The sequence below is a fragment of the Micromonospora sp. ATLC20 genome (assembly GCF_057196585.1).
The window spans coordinates 25,233-50,599 of the sequence record NZ_JBXUOV010000001.1; the positions used below are offsets into that span (position 1 = coordinate 25,233).

Sequence of the window (25,367 nt, forward strand, 5' to 3'; positions counted from 1 at the left end):
TGACGCCGTGGACGGTGCAGACGACAAGCGCCCGGTGAACGCGGAGAACCGCACCCCGCGCTCGGCAGTGGTGGTCAACCCGGTGAAGGTGGCCGACCTGGACGAGTTCCGCCGCACCGTGGACGGCGCGCTCGCCGCCGCCGGGTGGCCGGCCCCGACCTGGTACGAGACGACGGTCGAGGACCCGGGCCGCGGGCAGGCGGAACAGGCCGTGAAGGCGGGCGCGGAGGTAGTCTTCGCCTGCGGCGGCGACGGCACGGTGATGGCCTGCGTGACCGCGCTGGCCGGCACCGACGTGGCGCTGGCCGTGCTGCCCCAGGGCACCGGCAACCTGCTGGCCGCCAACCTCGGCCTCTCGAACGACCTGGCCGCCGGGCTGGAGGTCGCCGTCGAGCGCGGGATGCGCCGCCTCGACGTCGGCGTGGTCGGCGACAAGTGCTTCGCGGTGATGGCCGGGATGGGCTTCGACGCCCAGATGCTCGACTCCACCTCCGAGACCACGAAGAAGCGGATCGGCTGGCCCGCGTACGTGGTGGGCGCCGCCCGCCACCTGCGCGACCGGCCGATGCGGGTCTCGGTGCGCATCGACGGCAAGCCGCCGCTGCGCCGCCGGGCCCGCTCGGTCCTGGTCGCCAACGTCGGGCGCCTGCAGGGCGGGGTACGCCTGCTCACCGAGGCCGAACCGGACGACGGCTGGCTCGACGTGGCGGTGCTGACGCCGCGTACGCTGCGCCACTGGCTCGCGATGGGCTGGGCGGTGCTGCGCCGCCGCGACAGGGTGCCGGGGATGGAGGTGTTCCGGGCCCGCTCGGTCGAGATCACCAGCACCCGGGCGCAGCCCCGGCAACTCGACGGCGACCTGATCGAGCCGGGCCGCTCGCTCAAGGCCACCATCCGGCCCGAGTCGCTCTGGCTCTGCGTACCGCGCCCGGAGGAGCACCCCGACCTGGCGGTGGACGCCGACGCGGCCGGTGAGCGCGGAGAGCACCTGGTCGAGGAGGCCCGCCGTGAGTAGCACCAAGCTGGTCCCCGAGACCCGGTTGATGACCGAGAACGAGCTGTCCGCCGACGACGCCTGGCACACACTGCGCCGGCACGGCGGCTGGTGCCTGCTGCGGGACGCGTTCATCCGGTTCCGCTACGGCGACGGGTTCAGCCACTCGCGGGCGCTGGCGTTGCAGCTCTGCCTGGCCGTGGTGCCGTTCCTGATCGCGCTCACCGGCCTGATCACCGACCTCGGCGTGGACGAGGGCGGCAAGGTCGTCGCCGACACGGTGCTGGCCATCACGCCCGGCCAGAGCGAAGCCATGGTGCAGGACCTGCTGACCGACAGCGAGCGCACCGAGGACGCCGGCGAGCTGGCGCTGACCCTCGGTCTGCTCACCGGGCTGGTCGCGCTGACCACCACGATGGCGCAGATCGAGCGAGGCGCCAACCGGATCTACGGCGTCGAGCGGGACCGCCCGGCGCTGGCGAAGTACCTGCGCGCCGCGATCCTCGCGGTGGTCGCCGGCGTGCCCGCGCTTGCGGGCTTCCTGATCCTGGTCGGCGGCCGGGCAATGGGCGAGTCGGTACGGCGGCACTACGAGTGGGGCGACCTCGCCATGGCCGGGTGGGACGTGATCCGCTGGCCGCTGAGCCTCGGCCTCACCGTGCTCGCCGTCGCGGTGCTGTTCCGGCACGCGCCCCGGCGTCGCCAGCCCGGCCTGTCCTGGCTCTTCTTCGGCGCGTCCATCGCCATCGCGATCTGGTGGCTGGCCAGCCTGCTGCTCGCCGCCTACGTGAAGTACAGCGGCGGATTCGGCCAGACCTACGGCGCGCTGACCGGCATGATGGCCCTGTTGCTCTGGGCCAACCTCACCGGGATCGCGCTGTTCGGCGGGCTGGCGTTCGCCGCGCAGCTCGAAGCGATGCGCATCGGCGTGGAGGAGCCCGCCAAGCCGGACCTGTGGGAGCCGGAGGCGCAACGCGAGGAACTTTTCGACACCGGTGAGATGACCTCGCTCTGACGCCGCGCCGGTACGGCGTGAGACGCCGCGCCGGTGCGGCGTGTACGGGACACGCCGATCGGGTACAGCGCGCCTCGCAGAAGAACGAGGGAGGTGCGGTGTGACCGCGGTCAAGGAAGCCGGGCGCCGGCCGCTGGGCCATTTCGCCGAACGGAGCCTCGCGGGCCTGCTCGCCGTGGCCGGCGCGGGAGTCGGGTTCGGCGTGCTGCTCATGCTGGTCCGGTTCCGGTGGAGCCCGCTGGGCGACGCCGACCACGCGGTGGCCGAGTGGTTCAACAACCTGGTGGCGCCGCACGGCCCGCTGGTCACAGTGCTCCAGGCGATCACCGACCTGGGCGGACGGCCGGTGCTGATCTGGCTGGTCACCATCGCGGTGGTGGGCCTGCTGATCCGCCGCCAGTCCCGGCTGGCGGTCTACCTGATCGTCACCGGCGCCGGCGGGCTGATCCTCGACCCGTCGCTCAAGGCGCTGGTCGGGCGGCTGCGCCCGGTGGTGGACGTGCCGATCGCCAGCGCGCCGGGGAACAGCTTCCCCAGTGGCCACGCGCTCGGCTCGTTCGTCGCGTACGGGGCGCTGCTGCTGGTGTTCCTGCCGGCCATGTCGCCGCGCTGGCGCAAGCCGGCCATCGCCGTCGCCGGCGTGCTGATCTTCCTGGTCGGGCTGACCCGGATCGCGCTGGGCGTGCACTTCGTGTCCGACGTGATCGGCGGCTGGCTGCTCGGCGCGGCCTGGCTCGGCGTCACCGCGTACGCCTTCCGGCTGTGGCGGCGCGAGCGCGGCCGGCCGGTGCCGCCGCTGCGCGAGGGACTGGAGCCGGAGGCGGGCGAGGACCTTGCGCTCGCGCCGGACGAGGAGAAGGTGCTGGAGCACCCGCGCTCGGCGGTGGCCGAGCTGCTGGTCGGCTGGGTGCTCGTCTTCGGTGTGCTCTACGCGTTCGGCATGTTCGTCAGCTACCACGCCAAGGGCACGTTCTTCGACACGCTCGACACCGAGGTGCCGCGCTGGTTCGCCGAGCGGCACACCGACGCGCTCACGGAGCTGAGCTGGTGGTGGAGCAAGTTCGGCGACACCCACGCGATCCTGCTGGTGTCGCTGGTGTTCTGCCCGATCGTGCTGGCCGTGTGGCGGCGCTGGCGGCCGGTGCTGTACGTGGTGCTGGCGATGTTCGGCGAGCTGAGCCTGTTCCTGGCCAGCGCCCGCGTGGTGGACCGGCCCCGGCCGCCGGTGGAGAACCTGGACGGGCAGATGCCCACCTCGTCCTTCCCGTCCGGCCACATCGCGGCGACCATCTGCCTCTGGGTGGCCATTGCGGTCATCGTGTTCCCGCGTACCGACAGGTGGTGGCGGTGGCTGTTCGTGGGCATGGCCGTGCTGATGCCGGTCGGCGTGGCGACCTCCCGGATGTACCGGGGCATGCACCACCCGACCGACTTCATGGGCGCGATCCTGCTCGGCGCGCTCTGGCTGTCGCTGCTGTACTGGGTGATCAAGCCCAACGCCGACGTCCACGAGGGCAACCGGCCGGCGATCGAGTCCGAACAGGTCGACGAGCTGGACGACGAGCTGGCCAAGGCCGCGCGGCCGGACTGAGCCGATGCTGCGGGTGATGACCTGGAACATCCGGACCGGCGGGCGGGACGGTGGCGGCGCCGACCGCCGGGACCGGATCGTCTCGGTCGTCACCGCGCAGCGTCCCGACGTGCTGGCCCTGCAGGAGCTGCGCGGCATGGACGCCACCCTGGACGGCCTGGCCGACCGGCTCGGGATGGCGGCGTACCCGGCCCGGTCCTGCTTCGGTCAGCCGGTGGCGGTGCTGGTCCGCCCGCCGCTGCGGGTGCTGCGTGCCGGCCGGGTCCGCCGCCCGTTCCACCACGCCGCCGCCCGGGTGCAGGTCGCCACCGGCGCGGGACCGCTGACCGTGCTGAGCACGCACCTCTACCCCTACTCGGGTGGGCGGCGGCGGATGGAGGCGGACTGGCTGGCCGCCGCGCTGCGGCGTACCGGGGGAGACCTGGCCCTGCTCGCCGGGGACATGAACACGCTGGAGCCCGCCGTGGACCACACCGCCCGGCTGGCCGGGCTGGCGACGGCGTACCGGCGGCGGCACCTGCGCCGTGACGGCCGTACGGTGGACACCCGCGCGGTGGCCCGGCTGCTCGACGCCGGCCTGGTGGACCTTTGGCCGCGGTCCGGTGGCGACGAATCCGGCGGCCTGACCGTGCCGACCCGGCACGGCGGCGTCGAGTTCGCCGGGATGCGGCTGGACTACCTGCTCGCCACCCCGGCGCTGGCCGACCGGGTACGCGCGGTGCGGGTGGTCCGCGACGGTGACGCGGACACGGCGTCGGACCACTATCCGGTGCTGGCCGACGTGGACGTCACGGCCGGCTGAACGACCCGGACGCCAGGTCGGCCACCACGAAGGCCACGAAGATCAGAATGACCGCCTCGCTGACCAGCCAGGAGTGCCTGTCGGTCCAGGAGCGGAACACGGGCAGAAGCCGGTCCGCGCGCTCGCCGAACAGCAGCAGCGCCAGCAGCGGAAGCGCCAGCAGCAGCACGGTGAGCGCCGTGAACGGCAGCAGATGCCACCACGGGCGGCCGTGCCCGGCCATGCTGCCCGCGACCGACGCCATGACCAGCTCGTCGCTCGGCACCGCGACGGCGAGCACCAGCCCCAGACCGAAGGCGTAGGTGGGCCGCGGGTCCTGCAACCGGCGCAGCCACCCGGGCGGCCGGTCGCGCCGCCGCCTGCGGAACGTGACGACCATGAGGACGGCCAGCAGGCCCAGCACGATCCAGTCGATGAGCCGGCGGCTGCCGCCCACCCCGATGCCGTGCACGGCGGTGTGCCGTACCACCCGGAACGCCGCGTACCAGAGCGTCAGCGGCCCGAGGACGCCGATCGCCACGCCGCCCAGGAAGGCCGCCGAGCTGCGCCGCGGATGGTGGCCGCCGGCGAGGACGACGGCGCTGACGAGCTTCGACCCGGCGACCATCTCCAGCGCCAGCGGCAGCGTGGTCAGCAGGGGCATGCCCCATTCTGGTGCCGCCGTCGCGCGCGCCGGGCCGGGTTCTACAGGACCAGGTTGAGCAGCACGGTGAGCACCACCGAGGCGACGATCGAGAAGAGGATCATCAGCAGGCAGCCGAGCCCGCCTCCGGCGGGACGGATCTCGGTGTTCCCGATACGCATGGCGTCAACTCCTCAGCGGTCACAGCTCGCGCAGCCGGGGCAGCAGCTCCTCCTGGGCCCAGTCGAGGAACATCGGCTGGGTGTCACCGCCCACCTGGACCAGCGCGACGTGGGTGAAGCCCGCGTCGACGAACTTCTTGAACGCCTCGACGTGCCGGTCCGTGTCCGGGCCGCAGGAGATGCCCTCGGCCACGTCCTCCTCGCGGACGAACTGGGTGGCCGCCTCGAACGACTCCGGGCCGGGCAGGTCGGCGTTGACCTTCCAGCCCAGGCCGAACCAGCGGAACTGGTCGTGCACGATCTTGCGGCACTCGTCCTCGTCCGGGCCGTAGCAGATGGCCACCTGACCGTAGCGGGGCCGGCCCGCGCCGCCCGCCTCCTCGTACATGTCGATCAGGTGGGACAGCGGGTCGGTGGCGATCATGGCGTCGGCGTACTCGGCGGCCAGCGTGGCCGACTGCCGCCCGGACGCGGCCACCGCCATCGGCACCGGCCGTTCCGGGCGGTCCCAGACGTACGCGTCCGGCACGTCGAAGTGGTTGCCGGAGAACGTCAGCGTCTCGCCGTTGAGCAGCGGCCGGATGATCTGCAGCGCCTCCTCGAACATCTCGTGCCGCTGCTGCACGTGCGGCCATCCGCCCACCACGTGCTCGTTGAGGTTCTCCCCGGCGCCGAGACCGAGCGTGAACCGCCCGTCCGAGAGCACCCCGATGGTGCTGGCCTTCTGCGCCACGACCGCCGGATGGTACCGCCGGATCGGGCAGGTCACGAACGACATCAGCTCGGCCCGGCTGGTGGCGTGGGCGACCGCGCCGAGCACCGACCAGGCGTACGGGGAGTGGCCCTGGGACTCCAGCCAGGGGTAGTAGTGGTCGGACATGACCAGATGGTCGAAGCCGGCGGCCTCGGCGCGTACGGCGTGGTCGACCAGTTCCTTCGGGCCGGCCTGCTCGCACATGAGGGTGTAACCGACGTTGACCATGACACGTCTCCTTCCCGGGCGGATCGTCCCCGGATACCCCGCCCCGCGCGGGTCAACCCTGCTGTCCGCTTCGCCGCCCGCGTCCGGTCGATTGTCTTAACCGGTTCAGCACGTGTGGCCGGTCAAACCCCGTCGCCCACCGGCGCGTTCCGCTTAACCGGTTGCCTAAAGTCTTCCATCGCCCTACGCTGATGCCTGCGTCCGTTCGGGAACCGGGCGGCGGCTACCGGGCTCAGTCGCCACCACCCTCTCACCGTCACCGCACCCCCGCTCGGGCGCGGGGGAGACCTTCCCCTGAGGACAGCCATGAAGAAACTGCTCTCCGTCGCGGGCGCCGCCCTGCTGACGGCCCTCGCCGCCGTCTTCGCCCTCGGGCAGCCGGCCCAAGCCGCCACCGGGTTCACCGTCTCCAACGGGCGGCTCTACGACGCCGGTGGCGTCGAGTTCGTGATGCGCGGCGTCAACCACGCGCACACCTGGTACCCGCAGCAGACCAGCTCCTTCGCCAACATCAAGGCGCTCGGCGCGAACACCGTCCGGGTGGTGCTGTCCAGCGGCGACCGCTGGACGAAGAACAGCGCCGCCGACGTGGCGAACGTGATCTCACTGTGCAAGGCCAACCGGATGATCTGCGTGCTGGAGGTGCACGACACCACCGGGTACGGCGAGGACGGCGCCGCCACCACGCTGGCGAAGGCCACCGACTACTGGCTGAGCATCGCCGACGTGCTCAAGGGCCAGGAGAAGTACGTCATCGTCAACATCGGCAACGAGCCGTTCGGCAACCAGGGCTACAGCGCCTGGACCACCGACACCTCGAACGCGATCAAGCGGCTGCGCGCCGCCGGCCTGACCCACACGATCATGGTGGACGCGCCGAACTGGGGCCAGGACTGGTCGTTCACCATGCGCGACAACGCCGGCACCGTGTTCGCCGCCGACCCCCAGCGCAACACCGTCTTCTCCATCCACATGTACGGCGTGTTCGACACCGCCGCCGAGATCAGCGACTACCTCGGCCGGTTCCGCACCGCCGGGCTGCCCATCGTGGTCGGCGAGTTCGGCTTCAACCACTCCGACGGCAACCCCGACGAGGACGCCATCATGGCGTACGCGCAGGCCAACGGCATCGGCTACCTCGGCTGGTCGTGGAGCGGCAACGGCGGCGGCGTGGAGTACCTCGACATGACCACCGCGTTCAACCCGGCCCAGCTCACCAGCTGGGGTCAGCGGATCTTCAACGGAGCCAACGGCATCGCCGCCACCTCCCGCGAGGCGTCGGTGTACGCGAGCACCACCCCGACCGCCAGCCCGACGGTCAGCCCCACCGTGAGCCCGACGACCAGCCCGACCGTCAGCCCGACCCCGCCGCCGCCCACCACGCCCCCGCCGGCCGGTGGCTGCACCGCCACCTACACCGTCGCGAACTCGTGGCAGGGCGGCTTCCAGGGCGAGGTCAAGGTGACCGCCGGAGCCGCCGCGATCACCGGCTGGACGGTGCGCTGGACGTTCGCCAACGGCCAGTCCGTCACCCAGGCGTGGAACGCGAGCGTCAGCAACAGCGGGTCGGCGTACACCGCCCGCAACGTCGACTACAACGGCCGCCTCGGCGCCGGCGCGAGCACCACGTTCGGCTTCATCGGCAGCTGGACCGGCACCAACTCCACCCCCGCGACTACCTGCACCGCGAGCTGATCCACCGGGTGGCCGGGTCCCGTGCGGGCCCGGCCACCGCTCTCCGACATAGTGATCAAGGAGTTTGCGCCGCGTCCGGACGCGGGTACAGACGCCACGCCCTTGATCGCGGGTCGAGGCGCGAGCGCGAGGGACCGGAGGCGACGTCATGAGCACGGGAACCAGGGGACGACCGTCGGGGCTGGTGATCGGCTCGCTCGTGGCCATCTCGTTCGGCACCGTGTTCGTGCTGGTCAACAGCGGCGGTCTGGACGCGCCCTGGCCGCTGGTGCTGCGCGTCGCCGGCCTGCTGGTGGCCGCGCTGCTCCTGGTCACGCTGTTCCGGGTGGCCGGCCGGGAGACGCCCGCGCCGCAGCGGGAGGCCGCCGGGTTCATGGACCGCCGCTACTGGCTGGTGGTGGCGCTGGAGGCGGTCGCGCTCTTCGGCGGCCTATTCGTGATCAACAACGTGCTGGACCGACCCGCCGTCGGTGTCGCCTGGGTCGCGGTGGTCGTCGGCGTGCACTTCTTCGGCCTCGCCCACGTCTGGCGGATGCCGCTTTACCACTGGCTGGGCGCCGTGATGACAGCGCTCGGCCTGGCCGGGTTCCTCGCCCACGCGCTCGGCGCGGGCGCCGGCACCGTCGGCCTGATCTCCGGTGTGGGGTGCGGCGCGGCCCTGTTCGCCGCAGTGGCCCTGGCCCTGCGGGACACCGTCCGTCGCGCCGTCGCCTGAGGGCGGATCAGGCCGCGACCACCTCCAGCAGCAACGCCTGCTCGGGGTGCAGAGCCGGCAGTTGCAGGCCGACCGACCCCAGCACCGAACCGGTCACCGTGATGCCGTCGCCCGGCCAGGCCAGCCAGCCGGGCGGGGACATCTCCAGCGCCGCGGGCTCCGGCACCCCGGCGGGCGGGCGGACCCGGTAGCGCCGCTGCGGGTCCAGCCCCGGCAGCCGTACCGCGCCCGGCACCTGCGCCGCGGAGGTGGCGAGCCGGCTGACCGCGTACACCGCATGGGAGCTGTCGTGGGCGACCACGCCGTGGGCCTGCACGGCCGGGTCCTGGTGGTCGACCCGGACCACCCGGCCGGTGTGCAGCAGCGGGCGCAGCCGCTTGTGCAGCGCCACCCAGGCGGCGAGTTCGGCCCGCTCGCCGGCGTCGATCGCGCTGATGTCCCACTCGATGCCGTGGTGGCCGAACAGCGCGGTGACCGCCCGGAAGCTCAGGTCGTGTACGCGGTGCGTGGTGTGCGAGCGTTCCGGGCCGATGTGCGTGCCGATCAGTTCCGGCGGCAGCAGCAGGCCGGTCCAGCGCTGGATGGACAGCCGTTCCAGCGCGTCGTTGCAGTCGCTGGCCCAGACCCGGTCGGTGCGGCGCAGGATCTCCAGGTCGACCCGGGCGCCGCCGGAGGAGCAGCTCTCGATCTCGACGTCCGGGTGCCGGGCACGCAGCTCGTCCAGCAGCCGGTAGACCGCGAGGGTCTGCGCGTGCACCCCCGGTCGTCCGGCGTGCCCGGCCTCGGTGAGGTCGCGGTTGTGGTCCCACTTCAGGTACGCGAGCCCGTCGTGCCCGCTCAGCACCGCGTCGAGTCGTTCGAGCAGGTACGCGTACGCGTCCGGGTGGGCCAGGTCGAGCACCTGCTGGTGCCGCCACGGTGGCGGCAGCCGGCCCGGCGCCTGGAGCACCCAGTCCGGGTGGGCGCGGAACAGGTCGGAGTCGGGGTTGACCATCTCCGGTTCGACCCACAGCCCGAACTGCATGCCGTGCCCGCGAACGTGGTCGATCAGCGGCTGCAACCCGTCCGGCCAGACCTCGCCGTCGACCCACCAGTCGCCGAGCCCGGCCTGGTCGTGCCGCCGGCCGCGGAACCAGCCGTCGTCGAGCACGAAGCGTTCCACCCCGACCTCGGCGGCCCGGTCGGCCAGTGTCCGCAGCCGGTCCAGGTCGTGGTCGAAGTAGACCGCCTCCCACACGTTCAGCGTCACCGGCCGGGGCGTGCGCGGGTGCGACGTGCGTGCTCGCAGGTGCGTATGCAGCGCGTCGCTGAGCCCGTCCAGCCCGTCGGCCGAGTGGGCCGCGTAGAGCAGGGGAGTGGCGTACTCCTCGCCCGGCCCCAGCACGACCTCGCCGGGTGCGAGCAGCTCACCGCCGCCGAGCGTGGACTCACCTGTGGGGCGGCGTTCGGCGGCGGTGACGTGGTCGCCGCTCCACGCGGTGTGCACCGCCCACACCTCGCCGTGCCGGAAGCCGAACCCGGCGGTGCCCGCGACCAGCAGCAGCGTGGCGTCGTGGCCGGTGCGGCCGTGCCGTCCCTCGCGTACCCAGGTGCCCATCGGCCACGGGTGCCGCTGCGGCGCGCGTTCCCGGCACCACCGGCCGGTCAGGTCGAGCAGTTCGGTGGCGACCGCCGGCACCGGCAGCACCGGCGTCAGCTCCCGGACCTCGTACCGGCCGTCGCCGTCGTTGCGCAGCCGGTGCCGCAGCGTCAGCACGCCCGCCGCGTCCAGCGTGATCTCGACGGTCAGGCTCAGCCCCGCGCCCGGGTCCGCTGCCCGCACCACCACCCGCCCGGAGGAAAGGAAGGGCCCCTTGTTAACGCCTGGTGCAGGTAAAGGGTCCCCTCCTAACAGGTCAGGCGGTGCCGCGGGATCGTCGTGCACGTCCAGGCCGGTGAGGCGGAACGCGGTCGACCAGTCCCGGCCGTCGCGATGACCGGCGAGACCGGGCCGCCCGCTCCACCCGGCGCTCGCCTCGGGCAGCAGCGACAGCACAGTCGGCGCGTCGAAGCTGCTCGGCACCACCGGCGGCACCGTGGCGTCGACGACTGCGGGCAGGTCCTCGTCGGGCAGCGGGCCGAGATCGGTGCCCCAGTGCACGACCCGGGGCAGCCCCGGGCCGCGGGCGTCGAGCACCAGGCTGGTCCGCGCGCGGCGCAGGTGGACGATCGTCATCCCTTGGAGGCTCCCAGCGTCAGACCCCGGACGAACTGCTTCTGGAGCAGGAAGAAGATCACCAGGGTGGGGATCGCGACCAGCACCGAGCCGGCCGAGACCAGGTTGTTGTCGGTGAAGAACTCGCCGCGCAGGTTGTTCAGCGAGCTGGTGACCGGGAACTTGTCGCCGGTACGCATGAGCACTGTGGCCCAGAAGAACTCGTTGTAGATCCAGGTGACCTCGAGCGTGGCGAGGGCGGCGAGCGCCGGGCGGCACAGCGGCAGCGTGACCTGCCAGTACTGCCGCCACACGTTCGCCCCGTCGACCATCGCGGCCTCGTACAGCTCGTGCGGCAGCGCCTTCATGTAGTTGCTGAGCACGAACACGCAGAAGCCGCACTGGAACGCGACGTTGACCAGGATCAGCCCCCAGTAGCTGTCGTACAGCAGCTCCGAGTCGCTCATCCAGGTCGGCAGCGGGATCTCGGTGAACATCCGGAACAGCGGGATGAGCAGCGCCTGCTGCGGCAACAGGTTCGCCGCGGTGAACAGGCCGAGCAGCGCGATGTTGAGCTTCCAGCTGAACCGGGCGATCACGAACGCCACGCAGGAGGCGAGGAACAGCGTGAGCAGCACCGCCGGGACGGTGATGTACGCGGAGTTGAGGAAGTGCTTGCCGAACTCGGCGGTACGCCAGGCGGTGACGTAGTTGTCGACCGTCCAGCCGCCGAGCGACACGTAGCCGTTGGCGGCGGTGTACTCGTAGGAGCGGAACGAGGTGAGCACCGCCCAGAGGATGGGGAACAGCCAGCCCACGGCGACCGTACCCAGGAACAGGTGCAGGACGACCCGGGCGGGCCGCACCGGGCGGCGGCGGCCGGCGGAGACGGCGGTCATCGCTTGTCCTCCCGCATCACGGTCCAGAGGTAGATGGTGATGAAGACCAGCGAGACGGCCAGCATGATGGTCGCCAGCGCGGAGCCGAAGCCGATCCGGCTCGCCTCGCCCACCACGTTCTGGGTGACCAGCGCGGAGATCAGTTCCAGCCCGTTGCGGCCCTTGTTGATGACCCAGACCAGGTCGAACGCGCGCAGCGACTCGATCACCGTCACCACCAGCACGATGATGTTGATCGGGCGCATCACCGGGAAGACGACCCGGAAGAACGTGCTGGTCTCCGAGGAGCCGTCGACCGCGGCGGCCTCCCGCAACGACGGGTCGACGCCCTTCAGGCCGGCCAGGTAGAGCAACATGATGTAGCCGACGTGCCGCCAGCCGGCCGCCACAAGCACGGCCCAGATGTTGACGTTCGGGTCGCCGTACCAGTCGGTCTCGCCGCCGAACACGCCGTTGAGCAGCCCCTGGTCGCGGCTGTAGATGAGCTGCCAGACGAAGCCGATGAGCGCCAGCGACAGCACCACAGGCAGGTAGAGCGCGGTCTGGTAGAAGCGACTGCCGCGAATCTCCTTGTCGAGCAGCACGGCGAGGAACATGCCGAACGGGGTGGCCACCACGAACAGCGCGGCCAGCCAGAGCAGGTTGTTCTGCACGGCGGGGACGAACGGCGGGTAGATGTTCACCACGTCGTCGTAGTTCTTGGCCCCGACCCACTCGATCTCGCTGATCGGGCCGATGCCGTCCCAGTTCGTGCCGGAGAGCAGCACCGTCGCCACCGCGGGCAGCCAGACCAGCCCGGTGACGAGCAACAGGGGTACCAGCACCATCAGCGTGATCACCACGCGGTCGGTGCGGGACAGGAGCCGTAGCCGGCGGCCGCGACCACCGTTGGTGGTGGTCGCGGCCGGCGGCGGCACGGCGCGATCCGCTTGGATCAGGGGCAGGTCGGACATGATGTCCTTCCCCCTTCCGCCGTCAGCTGGTGAAGATCGACTTCTTCTGGTTCTCGATGCTGGTGAGCAGCCCGCTGATGTCCTTCGGGTCCTTGATGAACTGCTGCAACGCCGGGATCATCACGGTGGAGGCGAAGTCCGGCCGGGTGTCGCGGTCGAGGAACTGGGCGATCTCGGTGGCGGAGCCGACCAGCTCGGCCGCCTTCTTCTGCAGCGCGGTGTAGGCGCCGGTGTCCGCGCCGCTGTTGGCCACGAGCGTGCTCGGGTCGTTCTTGACCGTGATGTCCGCCGCCTCCTTCGAGCCGAGGTACGTCAGCAGCTTCTGCGCCGCGTCCTTGGACTTCGGCTTGCGGGCCATCATGTAGCCGTCGATCGGGGCGTCCAGCGCCTTCGCGCCGATGGTCGAGTCGATCTCGGGGAACGTGAAGAAGTCCAGGTCCTCCAGGTCGGCGCCGCTGAACTGCTGGCCGACGAACAGGCCGAGCAGGTACATGCCGCTCTTCTTCTGCTGCAGCGACTGCGCGGCCTCCTGCCAGGTGCGGCCGAGCGAGTCCGGCTGGTGCAGGGGGAGCAGCCCGGCCCAGGTGTCGAAGACCTTCTTCACCTTGTCGGAGGTCCACGCCTCCTTGCCGGCCATCAGGTCGATGTGGAACTGGTAGCCGTTGATCCGCAGGTTGAGGATGTCGAACGTGCCCATCGCGGGCCAGCCGTCCTTGTCCGCGAACGCGATCGGGTTCAGGCCGTCCTTCTTCATCTGCGCGCCGAGCGTGTTGAGGTCGTCCAGCGTCTTCGGCACCTCGTAGCCGCGCTGCTGCCACACCGACTTGCGGTAGAAGACGGCCCACGGGTAGTACGACGCCGGTACGAAGTACTGCTTGCCGTCGTCGCCTGTGGACGCCTTCTTGAACGCGTCGGAGTAGCCGTCGAGCTTGCCCCACACGTCGCTGAGGTCACCGGCCAGGCCCTTGGCGGCGAAGAAGCGCATCCGGTAGCCGGCGAACCAGGTGAACACGTCGTCCGGCTTGCCCTGCAGGTAGTTGTTGATGTTCTCCTGGAACGTGTTGTGGTCGACCGTGTTGATGTCGACGGTCACGCCGGAGGACGTCTTGAAGCCGTCCATCACCTTGGCGACGACGTCCTTGGGCTTCGGGTCCGACTGGTTCGAGCCGAGCGAGACGCTCTTGGCGTCGCCGCCGGACCCGGAGTCGGAGTCGCCGCAGCCGGCGAGCAGCCCGGTGCCGAGCAGCGCCCCCGCGCCGGCCGCGCCGGCGAGCAGCGAGCGCCGGTTCAGGCCGGCGACGGACGGGGGTACGAGCCGGGCGAGGTATTCGGCTTGCGAGCGGGGACGGGACATGGTGCCTCCTGCGTGGAAGAGGTGCGCTGCGCTCATGGACCGTGATCGTTGGCGGTGAGCGGTGTTCGTGTCGGCCGTGGCAGATCCACCGAGAATCCACACGTCCGAACACAAACAGCCGGTGGCGCTTGAAGCTACCCCTTGGCGCGGCGCTGTCAAGAGGGCAAAAAGACGACGCCGTCAGCGGTAGGGCAGGGCAAAGAGCCGGTAAACGTTGGAACTTCAGTCGATGTTGGAAAGTGTTGACTTGGGGTGCTGTTCGGGGGCAACCTCTGCTGTCATGCGGAACTGGCACGGCGAGGGCATCTGGTACGGCGCCGACTACAACCCGGAGCAGTGGCCCGAGCAGACGTGGGCCGAGGACGTCGACCTCATGCGACGCGCCGGGGTCAACCTGGTCTCGGTCGGCATCTTCTCCTGGGCCCTGATCGAACCCACCCCGGGGCGGTACGTCTTCGACTGGCTGGACCGTGCGATCGACCTGCTGCACGACGGCGGCATCAGCGTCGACCTGGCCACCGCCACCGCCAGCCCACCACCGTGGCTGGCACACCGGCACCCGGAGACGCTGCCCCGCCGGGCCGACGGCACGGTGCTCTGGCCCGGCGGCCGGCAGGCGTACTGCCCCAGCTCGCCGGTGTTCCGGGACCACTCGCTCGCCCTGGTCGAGGCCGTCGCCCGCCGGTACGCGCGACACCCCGCCGTGGTGCTCTGGCACGTCTCGAACGAACTCGGCTGCCACAACGTGCACTGCTACTGCGACGTCAGCGCCGAGGCGTTCCGCGGCTGGCTGCGCGAGCGCTACGGCGACCTGGACTCGCTCAACGCCGCCTGGGGCACCGCGTTCTGGAGCCAGCGCTACCACGACTGGGCCGAGATCAACCCGCCGCGTACCGCGCCGACGTTCGCCAACCCGACCCAGCAACTGGACTTCCTGCGGTTCTCCTCCGACGAGCAGCGCGCCCAGCTGCGCGCCGAACGGGAGCTGCTGAACCGGCTCGTCCCGCAGCCGGTCACCACGAACTTCATGATCGGCACCGGCATCAAGTATCTGGACTACCACTCCTGGGCCTCCGACGTGGACGTGGTCGCCAACGACCACTACCTCACCGCAGCCGACCCGCAGCCGCAGGTCAACCTGGCGCTGGCCGCCGACCACACCCGGGGCGTCGCCGGTGGTGCGCCGTGGCTGCTGATGGAGCACTCCACCAGCGCCGTCAACTGGCAGCCCCGCAACGTGGCGAAGACGCCCGGCCAGATGCGCCGCAACAGCCTCGCCCACGTCGCGCGCGGCGCCGACGGGGTGCTGTTCTTCCAGTGGCGGGCCTCCCGGGCCGGCGCGGAGAAGTTCCACTCGGCGCTGGTGCCGCACGCCGGGCCGGACACCAAGGTGTTCCGCGAGGTCTGCCGGCTCGGTGCCGACCTGCGCGCGCTCGCCGAGGTACGCGGCAGCCGCGTCGACGCCGACGTGGCGATCCTGTTCGACTACGAGGCCTGGTGGGGCGCCGAACTCGACTCCCACCCGAGCGTCGACGTCACCTACACCGACCGGCTGTCCGCGCTGCACGCCGCGCTCTGGCGGGCCGGGGTCACCGCCGACGTGGTGCACCCGTCGGCCGACCTGTCCCGCTACCGGCTCGTCCTGGTGCCCACGCTCTACCTCGTCCGCGACGCCGACGCCGACGCGCTGCGCCGGTTCGTGGAAGCCGGCGGCACGGCTGTGGTCACCTACTTCAGCGGCATCGTCGACGAGCACGACCACATCCGGCTCGGCGGCTACCCCGGCGCGTTCCGCGACCTGCTCGGCGTACGCGTCGAGGAGTTCTTCCCGCTGCGGGCCGGCGAGACGGTACGCCTCGACGACGGCGCGCGCGCCGACGTGTGGACCGAGTGGCTGCACGCCGAGGGCGCGGACGTGCTGGCCGCGTACACCGACGGGCCGCTGCCCGGCGTGCCGGCGCTGACCCGCAACGCCGTCGGCGCGGGCGCCGCCTGGTACGTCGGCACCCGGCTCGACGACGAGGCCACCGACCGGCTGGTGGCCCGGCTGCTCGACGAGACGGGTGTCCGTCCGCCGGTGGGCGCGCCGCCCGGAGTGGAGGTGGTCCGCCGTCGCTCGGCGGACCGGAGCTGGCTGTTCGTGGTCAACCACACCACCGGGCCGGCCCGGCTGGCGGTCACCGGCACCGAGCTGCTCGGCGGCGTCCGGTGCGACGGCGATCTGGAGGTGCCGGCGGGTGAGGTGGCGGTGGTCCGCGAGGAGCCCGCGCCGGTGCCCGCGACCGCCTGACCGGTACGTGGCCGTTCGCGCCGAGGAGGTCCCCCATGCTCGCCCAGCAACGGCAGAGCGCCATCCTGGAGTTGATCCGCCAGAGCGGCGGCGTCCGGGTCAGTCACCTGGTCAGCCGCTTCGGTGTGTCCGACATGACGATCCGCCGCGACCTGGAGGTGCTGGCCGACCGCGGCCTGATCGACAAGGTGCACGGCGGCGCCACGCTGGCCGGACCGGGCTCCACCGAGGAGCCCGGCTTCGCCGCCAAGTCGGTACGCCAGCAGGCCGAGAAACGCGCCATCGTGGAGCGGGCCGCCGGCCTGGTCGAGCCCGGGATGGCGGTGGCGCTGTCCGCCGGCACCACCACCGCCGCGCTGGCCGCCCGGCTGGCCGAGGTACGCGGGCTGACTGTGGTCACCAACTCGATTCCGGTGGCCGACGCGCTCTACCAGAATCCCCGCGCCGACCAGACGGTGGTGCTGACCGGTGGCATCCGTACCCCGTCGGACGCGCTGACCGGCCCGGTCGCCGAGGCGGCCATCGCCGCCCTCAACGTCGACCTGCTGTTCCTGGGCGTGCACGGGATGAGCCCGCGTACCGGGTTCACCACGCCGAACCTGCTGGAGGCGGCGGTGAACCGGCGGCTCATCGGGTCCGCGCGCCGGCTGGTGGTGCTCGCCGACCACACCAAGTGGGAGACCATCGGCATCGCCACCATCGCGCCGCTGGAGGAGGCGGACGTGCTGATCACCGACGGCGGCCTGCCGCCGGAGGCCCGCCGGCAGCTCGGCGAGCAGGTCGGCGAGCTGGTGGTGGTACGCGCCGACTGAGGCCACGGCGTGCCTCACAGCCACTTCTCAGCCCCGCCGTTTAGGGTGCCCTGACGAAGCGTCCGACGGTCCATGTCGGAGTGCCGTTCAGCGGGAGTGACCGATGGTCTTCAAGAAGATGTTGAGCGCGTTCGGCGTGGGTGGCCCGAGCGTCGACACGGTGCTCACCAACCCGAACACCCGGCCCGGGCTGACCCTGGACGGTCACGTCAACCTGGTCGGCGGCGACAGCCCGGCGCGGATCGAGCAGATCAACCTCGGCCTGGTCACCCGCGTCGAGATCGAGAGCGGCGACCACGAGTACGCGGGCGTGATGGAGTTCCACCGGATGCCGGTCAGCGGCGCGTTCGAGCTGGCGCCGAAGCAGCAGCTCTCCATCCCGTTCCAGATGCCGGTGCCGTGGGAGACCCCGATCACCGACGTGTACGGCCAGCGCCTGCACGGCATGACGATGGGCCTGCGTACCGAGCTGGCGGTGGCCCGCGCCGTCGACAAGTCCGACCTGGACCAGGTGTCGGTGCACCCGCTGCCGATCCACGAGCGGATCCTGGAGGCGTTCCAGGCGCTCGGCTTCCGGTTCAAGCACGCCGACCTGGAGCGCGGCCACATCTACGGCGTGCCGCAGACGCTGCCGTTCTACCAGGAGATCGAGTTCTTCGCCGCGCCGCAGTACGCGCAGACGGTCACCGAGGTCGAGCTGACGTTCGTGACCAGCCAGCAGGGCGTCGAGGTGATCCTGGAGTGCGACAAGCGCGGCGGCTTCCTCAGCCCCGGGCACGACGTCATCGGCCGCTACTCGGTCCCGCACAGCGACGCCACCCGTACCGACTGGGTGCAGGTCGTCGACGGCTGGCTGCGGGAGACCACCGGCCGCTACGGCAGCATGCGGGCCCAGGGCTTCGGCATGCCGCACGGCGGCCACGGCTACCCGGGTCACCACGGCTACGCCGGCCACGGGCGGCGCGGCCCGGGCATGGGCGGCGTGGTCGCGGGCGCCGCGCTGGGTGTCGCCGGCGGCATGATCGCCGGGGAGATGCTCGACGACGCGTTCGACGGCGGCGACGACTTCGGGGACTTCGGCGAGGAGTGAGCAGACGCGACGACGCCCCCGGGACGGATCCCGGGGGCGTCGCCGTTCGCGCGGCGTGCGGTCAACGTCCGCGGCGCTCCTTGCCGGAGCGGCGCGCGCTGCCCGCCTTCGACAGGCCACGGCTGACCAGGTACGCGCCGGTCAGCGCGGTCAGGTACCACCACGCCTGGTTCGGGTTGTTGATGTTCAGGCCGTTGGTGGCGGCGCCTCGCCAGAACGCGGCGATCACGACGACCGCGACCGCTGCGGCGTACACCCAGAACTCGGTGGTCAGGAACGCCTGCTTCGTCTCCGTACCCGGGGACGGCATGTTCTCCCGGTGACCGTCGTGCATCGACGGCATGTGCCGGGTCGACGTGTCCTGCATGCTCGACCGGTTCTGGACGTCGGACATCGGCCGGTTCATCGGCCTGGTGGATGCAGCCTGCGTGCTCATCTGGTCCTCCTCAGGATTTGATGAGTCGTTAACCTGCACACCCTCGCCCCGCTACCGCAGGTCGGCCACGGCGCGGTTCGCGCTCTGTGGCGGGGGCACCCTGGGTCTACCCGGGCCCGGAGACAAGGTAACCGCCGGTCATCGTCGAATGGCCCTGCGCTCGGCTCACGGCCGGAACCGGACACCCGGGCGCACACCGGGCCTCCCGCCGCCGGTTCCGGTTTCAGCCACCCGCCCTCGGGCACGCACCACCGATACCCCGAGAGAGCTGCGAGGTGGTTGACGTGCGTGAGGACGACATGCGGCAGGACGCCGCCCGGCGGGCCGAGCAGCGGGTCGCCGGAGGCGTGTACGGCGAGGGCGCGCTGGACGAGGTCACGGTGCCGCAGACCGACGTCGAGCGGATGCGGCAGGAACTCGACCCGGACGACCCGGCGGACGTACCCGTCGACCCGACGGTGCTGCGCGACGGCGGACCGACCCGGGGTCAGGGCGCGGTGACCACGACCGGCGGTACCGCGGGTCCGGCGAGTGTGCGCCGGGTGGCCCGCCAGCCCGAGAAGCACCCGGGCAAGGTGGCCCCGACGACGACCGGCGACGCGAGTACGGGTGGCCTGAGCACCCCGGCCGGCGGTTCCACGAGCGACAACTCGGCCACCGGTGCCCAGGTGGGCAACTTCACCGACAACCGCCCCAACCCGGGCTGACCGAGGCAGCACGGCAAGGGCGGGACGGCCTCCGGCCGCCCCGCCCTTGCGCACCCGCCACTTCGCCGAAGTGGCGCAGTCAGGGCGGCCATGATGTAGCCGTTTCCCCGATCTGGTGCCCGCCCCGCCACTCCGGCGAACTGGCGCGAACAGGCCGCCCGGACACGTCCCCGCCGCCCCGCAAAGCCGGCACTCGTCGATCTTGCGCTTCCGCCCCCAAGATTGTCCGTTTGATGGAGTTTTCCGGGGCCGCAACTCCATGATCGCGGAGCGAGGGCGAGGGGGCACGGGCGGGCGGGACAGGGGGAGTCAGGGGGTGCGGAGGATGCCTAGGCGCTGGGTGGCTCTGGTCAGGGCCACGTAGAGGTCGCTGTGGCCCCTGGGGGACTCGGAGACGATGCGGGCCGGGTCGACCACCAGCACCGAGTCGAACTCCAGGCCCTTTGCCTGCTCGGTGGTCAGCACCACGATCCGGTTCGCCAGCTCCGGCTGCTCGCCCACCGTCGCCTCCGGCAGTGCCGTCACCACCGCGCCGCCCAGCTCGTCCACCCGGCCGGTCGGCACCAGCACGCCGAGCCGCCCGTCGCCGAGCGACGCGGCCTCCCGGGCCGTGGCCTCGACCAGCTCCGCCACGAGCCGGTCCGCCGGTACGGTCCGGTCCCACGGCGGTACGCCGGTGGCGCGTACCGAGCGGGGTGGCCGCAGCGCCGGGTCGATAGCGCCCAGCACGTCGGCGGCGACCGCCATGATCTCGGCCGGGGTGCGGTAGCTGACCGTCAGCTCCTCCAGCCGCCACCGGTCCGCCACGTACGGCGCCAGCGCCTCACCCCACGACGGCGTGCCCGCGAGCGCGCCGGTCTGCGCCACGTCGCCGACGATCGTCATGGACCGGCTCGGGCAGCGGCGCATCAGCAGTCGCCACGCCATCGGCGACAGCTCCTGCGCCTCGTCGACGATGACGTGCCCGAACGCCCAGGTCCGGTCGGCGGCGGCGCGCTGGGCGGTGGTGAGCCGGTCGGACTCCTCCTGCCGCTCGGAGAGCCGGTCGGCGTCGATCAGGTCGGTGACGCCGAGGATCTCACCGCCGTCGGCCTCGTCCTCGACGTCGATGGAGCGGGAGCCGCGCCAGATCTCCAGCACGCCCTCGGCGTACTCGCGTTCCAGCGCCCGGATACGCTCCCGGCGGGCCACGGCGGCGCGCTCGTCCTCGCCGAGCAGTTCGGCGGCCTCGTCCAGCAGCGGCACGTCGGCGGGCGTCCAGCCGCCCGGCTCGCGGTGCAGCGCGGCCCGCTCGTCGTCGGTGAGCACCGGCGCGGCGGTGGCGATCCGCTCCGGCGAGGCGTACAGGTCGGCGAGCAGGCGCTGCGGGGTCAGCACCGGCCACAGCTCGTCCAGCGCGGCCCGGATCTCCGGCTCCTCGCGCAGCTCGCGGCGGATCTCCGCGCGGTCGGCCTCGGAGAGCAGGTTCTCCCCGCCCAGCGGGTCGGCGCCGATCCGCTCGGCCACCTGGTCGGCGAGCGCGTGCACGATCTCCACGTCGAACAGGGCGCGGGCCAGGTTGTGCGGGCGGCCGGTGCGGCGTACCCGGTCGCGGGCCTGCCGCACGGTCTCCGGGTCGAGCGTCAGCACCTCCCGCTGCGGCAGCTCGATGGTGACCGGCTCGTCGGGCACCCACTGCCGGTCGCGGACGGCGGCGGCGAGCACGTCGGCCAGCACCGCGCGGCCCTTGAGCGCCGCGGTGGTGGCCGGCTCCGCGCGGCGGGCGTGTACGCCGGGGAACAGGTCGGCCTGGGTACGCAGCAGCACGCCGGTCTCGGCCAGCGTGGGCAGCACCTGGGAGATGTAGCGCAGGAACGTGGCGTTCGGGCCGACCAGCAGCACGCCCCGGGTGGAGAGCTGCTGGCGGTGGGTGTAGAGCAGGTACGCGGCCCGGTGCAGCGCCACGGCCGTCTTGCCGGTGCCGGGCCCGCCCTGCACCACCATCACGCCGGGCAGGTCGGCCCGGATGATCCGGTCCTGCTCGGCCTGGATGGTCTCGACGATGTCGCGCATCCGGCCGGTGCGCCCGGCGTTGAGCGCGGCGAGCAGCGACGCCTCGCCGGTCAGCTCCTCGTGCGCGGTGGGGGAGGCGGCGGTGATGTCCAGCACCTCGTCGTTGAGGCCGGTCACCTTGCGGTCGCGGGTGCGCAGATGGCGCCGGCGGCGTACGCCCTGCGGGTTGGCGGCGGTGGCCAGGTAGAACGGCCGGGCGGCGGGGGCGCGCCAGTCCATCAGCAGCGGGTCGTAGTCGCCGGACGAGTCGAAGATCCCGATCCGGCCGATGTAGCGGACCGCGCCGTCGTCGCCGTCGAGGCGGCCGAAGCACAGGCCACTCTCCACCGCGGAGAACTGCTCGACCTGGTCGGCGTACATCGCCACTGTCGAGTCGCGCTGCGAGCGGGCCTGCTGCGTGCCACCGGTGTGGCGCAACTCCTCGTCGAGCCGCCGGGCGGCCTGTTCCCGCATGCCGTCCAGCCGGTCGTACAGCATCGAGACGTATTCCTGTTCCCGGCCGATCTCGTCGTCCTGGCGCAGGTCAGCCGACACGTCGGAGTGCGTTGACAATCCGGCTCCTCATTGACTAGAATTGCCGCAGGAATGGCATTCAGAAGCCATTCCTTTTTTGTGCCTGAACTGAGAAAGATAGCGCGTCGGCAGCCACCCGACCAAGCCCGGACACGACTCGGGGCCCGGCCGGCGTCAGCCGACCGAGCCCCGGGCACGGCGATTCTCAGCCCTTTGCCGCCTCGTAGAGCCGCTCCGGCGTGACCAGACCGGCGATCACCCGGCCGTCGTCGGTCAGCAGCACGCTGAACAGCTTGCCGCTGAGCAGCCGGCCGCTGCCCCAGTCGCCGCTGACCTTCGGCAGGTCACCGAGCACGCCGGCCAGCATCTGGGCATCCGGCGCGTCCGCGCCGGGCTTCGCGCCGCCGCCGGTCGCCGCGTCGCCGATCTTGGCGACCACCACCGTGGTCCAGCCGGTGCCGACGGTACGGACGTCCGGCTTCTCGGCGTCCTTCTTCTCGAACCGCTTGCCCGCCGGTCCGGGCCGCTCGCCCTCGGTCGCCTCGGTGACCTTCACGCCGGGCGGCGGGTTGAACCGGAACTGGTCGGCCTCCGGCGTGCGGAAGTCGACCTGGGTGAACGCCACCTGGAACGCCGGCTCGTCCTGCCCGTCGGCGAGCACCTGCAGGCGCAGCGGCACGTGCTCCTTCGCGTCCAGCGCGATCCGGACCTGGTGGACCAGGGACGCCTTGTCGCGCGGCGTGAGCACCAGCTCGTACGCGTCCCGCCCGGCGACTGTGGCGGTGCGGCCGACGGTGACCGCAGTGGTCGGGTCGATCGCCTCCAGCGCCCGGTCCGCGGCGTCGGCCGGGGTGGCCGGCACGGTGGCCCGGTCCGGCGCGTCGGCCGGCAACGTCCGGTGGGTGGCGGTGTTCTCCCGGCTGTTCCAGGTCCAGACGTCCCGCCCGTTGCGCACGATGTCCTGCTCGCCGAGCGTGTCGACGAGCGCGAGCCGCTGCCGGTCCTCGCCGCCGTACCAGACGCGCAGCGTGTGCGTACCGGAGACCAGGCCGGCCAGGTCGTTGCCGGTGGCCTGGCCGGCGAGCGCGGCGATCGGCGGCAGGCCCAGGTCGGCGCGCTGCACCACGGTGCCGGAGAGCCCGTCCAGGCGGGACGTGCGCAGGTCTTCCAGGAGCTGGGCGGCGCTGCGCGGCGGCAGCGCCGGGTCGGCGCCGGCGGCGAACGTGCCGACGGCGGCGCCACCGCCGATCACGGCGACCCCCGCGGTCACCGGGACCAGCCAGCGCAGCACGGCGCGGTTCTTCATCACTGACATAGTGTGCACCTCCTGCGCTCCATGCTGCGCGACCGTGGCTGTGACCACGCTGAGGAGATCCCCTACGGGCGAGCCCGTGGTGGCACCCTGGACCGGTGCGGTTGCTGGTGGTGGAGGACGAGACGCGGCTCGCGGCGGCGCTGCGCCGGGGCCTGTCGGCGGAGGGTTTCGTGGTCGACGTGGCTGCCACCGGCCCGGAGGGGCTGGACGCGGCCCGGCACGGCGAGTACGACGCGATGATCCTCGACGTGATGCTGCCGGGCCTGTCCGGCTACGAGGTGGTGCGCCGCCTGCGCGCCGAGCAGCGCTGGCTGCCGGTGCTGATGCTGTCGGCCAAGGACGGCGAGTACGACCAGGCCGACGGCCTGGACTGCGGCGCCGACGACTACCTCACCAAGCCCTTCTCGTACGTGGTGCTGCTGGCCCGCCTGCGGGCGCTGCTGCGCCGTGGCGCGCCCCGGCGGCCGACCGTGCTCACCGTCGGCGACCTGCGCCTGGACCCGGCCCGCCGCCGGGTCACCCGGGCCGACACCGAGGTGGTGCTGACCAGCCGGGAGTACGCGCTGCTGGACTACCTGATGCGCCGCCCCGGCGAGGTGGTCTCCAAGACCGAGCTGCTGGACCACGTCTGGGACGCCTCTGTCGACACCGCGCCGAACGCGGTGGAGGTCTACGTCGGCTACCTGCGCCGCAAGATCGGCCGGGAGCGGCTGGAGACGGTACGCGGCGCCGGTTACCGGCTGGCCACATGAGCCGGTGGATACGTGGCCCGCTGCCGCGACTGGGCCTGCGGGCCCGGCTGCTCGCGCTGGGCGTGCTGGGCCTCGTGGTCGGGTTCGCGTTCGGCGGGGCGCTGCTGCTCGGCGCGCTGGGCTGGACGCTGCAACGCTCGGTCGACGAGGAGGCGCTGCGCACCGCCGACGCGGTCGCGCTGCTGACCGCCGAGGACGCGCTGCCGGACCCGCTGCCGGTCGCGGGCGGGCAGTTGCGGGTGCAGGTGGTCGACGCGCAGGGCCGGATCCGGGCCGCTTCGATCGACGCGGACCGCCTGGTGCCGATGCTCGGCCCGGACGAGCTGCGTCCCGGGCAGCGGCAGCGGCTGGTGGTGGACGGGCGGCGCGCCGGCATGCCCGGCCCGGTCCGGGTGGTCACGGTGCCGGCCGGCACACCGCAGGAGCCGCGGACGGTGCTCGTGGCCAAGTCGCTCACCGACGTGCGGCACAGCCTGCACGTGGTCCGCAACCTGCTGCTCGTCGGCTTCCCGCTGCTGGTGGCGGGGCTCGGCGTGGTGGCCTGGCGGGTGGTGGGCGCGACGCTCCGGCCGGTCGAGCAGTTGCGCAGCGGCGCCGCCGAGATCACCGGCCGGGCCGGGGCGGAGCGGCTTCCCGTACCGGCGGGGCAGGACGAGATCCACCGGCTCGCGGTCACGCTCAACGACATGCTGGACCGGCTGGCCGCGTCCCGGGACCGGCAGCGGGCGTTCGTCGCCGACGCCGCGCACGAGCTACGCAGCCCGCTGACGAACATGCGTACCGAGCTGGAGGTGGCCCGGCGTCTCGGCGACGACACGGACTGGCCGGCGGTCGCCGACGACCTGCTCGCCGACACCGAGCGGCTGAGCCGCCTGGTGGACGACCTGTTGCTGCTTGCCCGCCTCGACGAGCAGGACGCCCGGCCGTCCCCGGTCGGCCCGGTGGAGCTGGGGGAGCTGCTGCGTACGGTGGCCGCCCGCTACCCGTCGCCGCCGCTGCGCCTGACGCCGCCGCACGCGCCCCGGTGGGTCGAGGGGGACGCGGGGGAGCTGCGCCGGGTGCTGGTGAACCTGGTGGACAACGCGCTGCGGCACGCGTACACCGGTGTGGAACTGGCGGTGAGCGGGCCGGACGGTGCGTACCACCTGGTCACGGTGACCGACGACGGGCCGGGCGTCCCGGCGGCGGACCGGGAGCGGGTGTTCGCCCGGTTCACCCGGCTCGACGACGCGCGGGCCCGCGACGCGGGCGGCGCCGGCCTGGGCCTGGCCATCGTGCGCGAGCTGGTGCGCCGGGCCGGCGGCACGGTGGAGCTGGCCGACGCGACGCCCGGCGCGGCCGCGCCGGGGCTGCGCGCGACGGTACGGCTGCCCGCGCTGGCCGAGCCCGAGCCGGAGTGAGC

21 protein-coding genes are annotated in these 25,367 nt (G+C 72.3%); 12 read left to right on the plus strand and 9 right to left on the minus strand.

What is annotated here, in order from left to right; all coding sequences use genetic code 11:
- The first annotated feature begins 7 nt into the window (after positions 1 to 7).
- From AC2CHG_RS00140 to AC2CHG_RS00155, 4 genes are all read left to right on the plus strand, one after another.
- Positions 8 to 1,015, plus strand: a complete 1,008-nt coding sequence (locus AC2CHG_RS00140; protein WP_269696397.1) for a diacylglycerol/lipid kinase family protein — start codon at positions 8 to 10, stop codon at positions 1,013 to 1,015.
- Positions 1,008 to 2,009, plus strand: a complete 1,002-nt coding sequence (locus tag AC2CHG_RS00145; protein ID WP_194802580.1) for a YihY/virulence factor BrkB family protein — start codon at positions 1,008 to 1,010, stop codon at positions 2,007 to 2,009. The genes AC2CHG_RS00140 and AC2CHG_RS00145 overlap by 8 nt, the downstream gene beginning before the upstream one ends.
- A 100-nt stretch (positions 2,010 to 2,109) precedes the next feature.
- Complete coding sequence (locus AC2CHG_RS00150; RefSeq protein WP_484523904.1) at positions 2,110 to 3,600, plus strand: phosphatase PAP2 family protein; 1,491 nt, start codon at positions 2,110 to 2,112, stop codon at positions 3,598 to 3,600.
- A gap of 4 nt (positions 3,601 to 3,604) precedes the next feature.
- Positions 3,605 to 4,402 (plus strand): endonuclease/exonuclease/phosphatase family protein, encoded by a 798-nt coding sequence (locus tag AC2CHG_RS00155; protein ID WP_269696399.1) that lies wholly within the window; start codon positions 3,605 to 3,607, stop codon positions 4,400 to 4,402.
- Here AC2CHG_RS00155 and AC2CHG_RS00160 read toward each other — a convergent pair.
- The gene (locus AC2CHG_RS00160; protein WP_194802583.1) at positions 4,389 to 5,045 is read right to left on the minus strand and encodes a GAP family protein; all 657 of its coding nucleotides are present in this window, start codon (positions 5,043 to 5,045) and stop codon (positions 4,389 to 4,391) included. The two genes, AC2CHG_RS00155 and AC2CHG_RS00160, sit on opposite strands and share 14 nt — an antisense overlap.
- Positions 5,046 to 5,225: 180 nt before the next feature.
- Positions 5,226 to 6,188, minus strand: coding sequence for a TIGR03557 family F420-dependent LLM class oxidoreductase (locus AC2CHG_RS00165; protein ID WP_121683197.1), 963 nt, complete (start codon positions 6,186 to 6,188; stop codon positions 5,226 to 5,228).
- A 306-nt stretch (positions 6,189 to 6,494) separates the two neighbouring features.
- Here AC2CHG_RS00165 and AC2CHG_RS00170 point away from each other — a divergent pair, with 306 nt between their 5' ends.
- Together AC2CHG_RS00170 and AC2CHG_RS00175 are read left to right on the plus strand one after the other, a co-directional pair.
- Complete coding sequence (locus tag AC2CHG_RS00170) at positions 6,495 to 7,883, plus strand: cellulase family glycosylhydrolase (RefSeq protein WP_281600621.1); 1,389 nt, start codon at positions 6,495 to 6,497, stop codon at positions 7,881 to 7,883.
- Positions 7,884 to 8,031: 148 nt separating this feature from the next.
- Positions 8,032 to 8,598 (plus strand): hypothetical protein, encoded by a 567-nt coding sequence (locus AC2CHG_RS00175; RefSeq protein ID WP_484523905.1) that lies wholly within the window; start codon positions 8,032 to 8,034, stop codon positions 8,596 to 8,598.
- Between the two features lie 7 nt (positions 8,599 to 8,605).
- On the opposite strand, the gene AC2CHG_RS00180 is transcribed toward AC2CHG_RS00175, so the two are convergent.
- From AC2CHG_RS00180 to AC2CHG_RS00195, 4 genes are read right to left on the minus strand one after another with little or no spacing between them, the layout of a single operon-like run.
- Positions 8,606 to 10,813 carry an alpha-galactosidase gene (locus AC2CHG_RS00180; RefSeq protein ID WP_484523906.1) on the minus strand — a complete coding sequence of 736 codons (2,208 nt, stop codon included), beginning with the start codon at positions 10,811 to 10,813 and terminating at the stop codon, positions 8,606 to 8,608.
- Positions 10,810 to 11,691 (minus strand): carbohydrate ABC transporter permease, encoded by an 882-nt coding sequence (locus tag AC2CHG_RS00185; protein ID WP_262012020.1) that lies wholly within the window; start codon positions 11,689 to 11,691, stop codon positions 10,810 to 10,812. The genes AC2CHG_RS00180 and AC2CHG_RS00185 overlap by 4 nt, the downstream gene beginning before the upstream one ends.
- On the minus strand, positions 11,688 to 12,644 hold the full coding sequence (locus AC2CHG_RS00190; RefSeq protein WP_262012021.1) for a carbohydrate ABC transporter permease: 957 nt from the start codon (positions 12,642 to 12,644) through the stop codon (positions 11,688 to 11,690). The genes AC2CHG_RS00185 and AC2CHG_RS00190 overlap by 4 nt, the downstream gene beginning before the upstream one ends.
- 22 nt (positions 12,645 to 12,666) lie before the next feature.
- Positions 12,667 to 14,034 carry an ABC transporter substrate-binding protein gene (locus AC2CHG_RS00195; protein WP_463841025.1) on the minus strand — a complete coding sequence of 456 codons (1,368 nt, stop codon included), beginning with the start codon at positions 14,032 to 14,034 and terminating at the stop codon, positions 12,667 to 12,669.
- A 244-nt stretch (positions 14,035 to 14,278) separates the two neighbouring features.
- Between AC2CHG_RS00195 and AC2CHG_RS00200 the strand changes: the two genes are divergently transcribed.
- From AC2CHG_RS00200 to AC2CHG_RS00210, 3 genes are all read left to right on the plus strand, one after another.
- The gene (locus AC2CHG_RS00200; RefSeq protein WP_262012023.1) at positions 14,279 to 16,288 is read left to right on the plus strand and encodes a beta-galactosidase; all 2,010 of its coding nucleotides are present in this window, start codon (positions 14,279 to 14,281) and stop codon (positions 16,286 to 16,288) included.
- 35 nt (positions 16,289 to 16,323) lie between these two features.
- A complete protein-coding gene (locus tag AC2CHG_RS00205; RefSeq protein ID WP_194802589.1) occupies positions 16,324 to 17,100 on the plus strand; it encodes a DeoR/GlpR family DNA-binding transcription regulator in 777 nt (258 codons plus the stop codon).
- 103 nt (positions 17,101 to 17,203) lie between these two features.
- Positions 17,204 to 18,190, plus strand: a complete 987-nt coding sequence (locus AC2CHG_RS00210) for a sporulation protein (RefSeq protein ID WP_463841027.1) — start codon at positions 17,204 to 17,206, stop codon at positions 18,188 to 18,190.
- Positions 18,191 to 18,251: 61 nt separating this feature from the next.
- On the opposite strand, the gene AC2CHG_RS00215 is transcribed toward AC2CHG_RS00210, so the two are convergent.
- The gene (locus AC2CHG_RS00215) at positions 18,252 to 18,626 is read right to left on the minus strand and encodes a hypothetical protein (protein WP_036343163.1); all 375 of its coding nucleotides are present in this window, start codon (positions 18,624 to 18,626) and stop codon (positions 18,252 to 18,254) included.
- A 284-nt stretch (positions 18,627 to 18,910) separates the two neighbouring features.
- Between AC2CHG_RS00215 and AC2CHG_RS00220 the strand changes: the two genes are divergently transcribed.
- On the plus strand, positions 18,911 to 19,333 hold the full coding sequence (locus tag AC2CHG_RS00220; RefSeq protein ID WP_262012025.1) for a hypothetical protein: 423 nt from the start codon (positions 18,911 to 18,913) through the stop codon (positions 19,331 to 19,333).
- A gap of 309 nt (positions 19,334 to 19,642) precedes the next feature.
- On the opposite strand, the gene AC2CHG_RS00225 is transcribed toward AC2CHG_RS00220, so the two are convergent.
- Entirely contained in the window at positions 19,643 to 21,862 is a 2,220-nt protein-coding gene (locus AC2CHG_RS00225; RefSeq protein ID WP_484523954.1) for a HelD family protein, read from the minus strand.
- 241 nt (positions 21,863 to 22,103) lie between these two features.
- Positions 22,104 to 23,213 carry a LolA family protein gene (locus AC2CHG_RS00230; protein WP_484523907.1) on the minus strand — a complete coding sequence of 370 codons (1,110 nt, stop codon included), beginning with the start codon at positions 23,211 to 23,213 and terminating at the stop codon, positions 22,104 to 22,106.
- 95 nt (positions 23,214 to 23,308) lie between these two features.
- On the opposite strand from AC2CHG_RS00230, the gene AC2CHG_RS00235 reads away from it, so the two are divergent.
- On the plus strand, positions 23,309 to 23,965 hold the full coding sequence (locus AC2CHG_RS00235) for a response regulator transcription factor (RefSeq protein WP_262012027.1): 657 nt from the start codon (positions 23,309 to 23,311) through the stop codon (positions 23,963 to 23,965).
- Positions 23,962 to 25,365, plus strand: coding sequence for a sensor histidine kinase (locus tag AC2CHG_RS00240; protein WP_484523908.1), 1,404 nt, complete (start codon positions 23,962 to 23,964; stop codon positions 25,363 to 25,365). Before AC2CHG_RS00235 ends, AC2CHG_RS00240 begins: the two co-directional genes overlap by 4 nt.
- The last annotated feature ends 2 nt before the right edge of the window (positions 25,366 to 25,367 follow it).

Coding starts and splice junctions, on each gene's coding strand:
- AC2CHG_RS00180 (WP_484523906.1), bottom strand. CDS start 10,813: ATGACGATCGTCCACCTGCGCCGCGCGCGGACCAGCCTGGTGCTCGAC.
- AC2CHG_RS00175 (WP_484523905.1), top strand. CDS start 8,032: ATGAGCACGGGAACCAGGGGACGACCGTCGGGGCTGGTGATCGGCTCG.
- AC2CHG_RS00160 (WP_194802583.1), bottom strand. CDS start 5,045: ATGCCCCTGCTGACCACGCTGCCGCTGGCGCTGGAGATGGTCGCCGGG.
- AC2CHG_RS00215 (WP_036343163.1), bottom strand. CDS start 18,626: ATGAGCACGCAGGCTGCATCCACCAGGCCGATGAACCGGCCGATGTCC.
- AC2CHG_RS00200 (WP_262012023.1), top strand. CDS start 14,279: ATGCGGAACTGGCACGGCGAGGGCATCTGGTACGGCGCCGACTACAAC.
- AC2CHG_RS00195 (WP_463841025.1), bottom strand. CDS start 14,034: ATGAGCGCAGCGCACCTCTTCCACGCAGGAGGCACCATGTCCCGTCCC.
- AC2CHG_RS00230 (WP_484523907.1), bottom strand. CDS start 23,213: ATGTCAGTGATGAAGAACCGCGCCGTGCTGCGCTGGCTGGTCCCGGTG.
- AC2CHG_RS00155 (WP_269696399.1), top strand. CDS start 3,605: ATGCTGCGGGTGATGACCTGGAACATCCGGACCGGCGGGCGGGACGGT.
- AC2CHG_RS00190 (WP_262012021.1), bottom strand. CDS start 12,644: ATGTCCGACCTGCCCCTGATCCAAGCGGATCGCGCCGTGCCGCCGCCG.
- AC2CHG_RS00185 (WP_262012020.1), bottom strand. CDS start 11,691: ATGACCGCCGTCTCCGCCGGCCGCCGCCGCCCGGTGCGGCCCGCCCGG.
- AC2CHG_RS00205 (WP_194802589.1), top strand. CDS start 16,324: ATGCTCGCCCAGCAACGGCAGAGCGCCATCCTGGAGTTGATCCGCCAG.
- AC2CHG_RS00170 (WP_281600621.1), top strand. CDS start 6,495: ATGAAGAAACTGCTCTCCGTCGCGGGCGCCGCCCTGCTGACGGCCCTC.
- AC2CHG_RS00210 (WP_463841027.1), top strand. CDS start 17,204: ATGGTCTTCAAGAAGATGTTGAGCGCGTTCGGCGTGGGTGGCCCGAGC.
- AC2CHG_RS00240 (WP_484523908.1), top strand. CDS start 23,962: ATGAGCCGGTGGATACGTGGCCCGCTGCCGCGACTGGGCCTGCGGGCC.
- AC2CHG_RS00225 (WP_484523954.1), bottom strand. CDS start 21,862: ATGCTGTACGACCGGCTGGACGGCATGCGGGAACAGGCCGCCCGGCGG.
- AC2CHG_RS00165 (WP_121683197.1), bottom strand. CDS start 6,188: ATGGTCAACGTCGGTTACACCCTCATGTGCGAGCAGGCCGGCCCGAAG.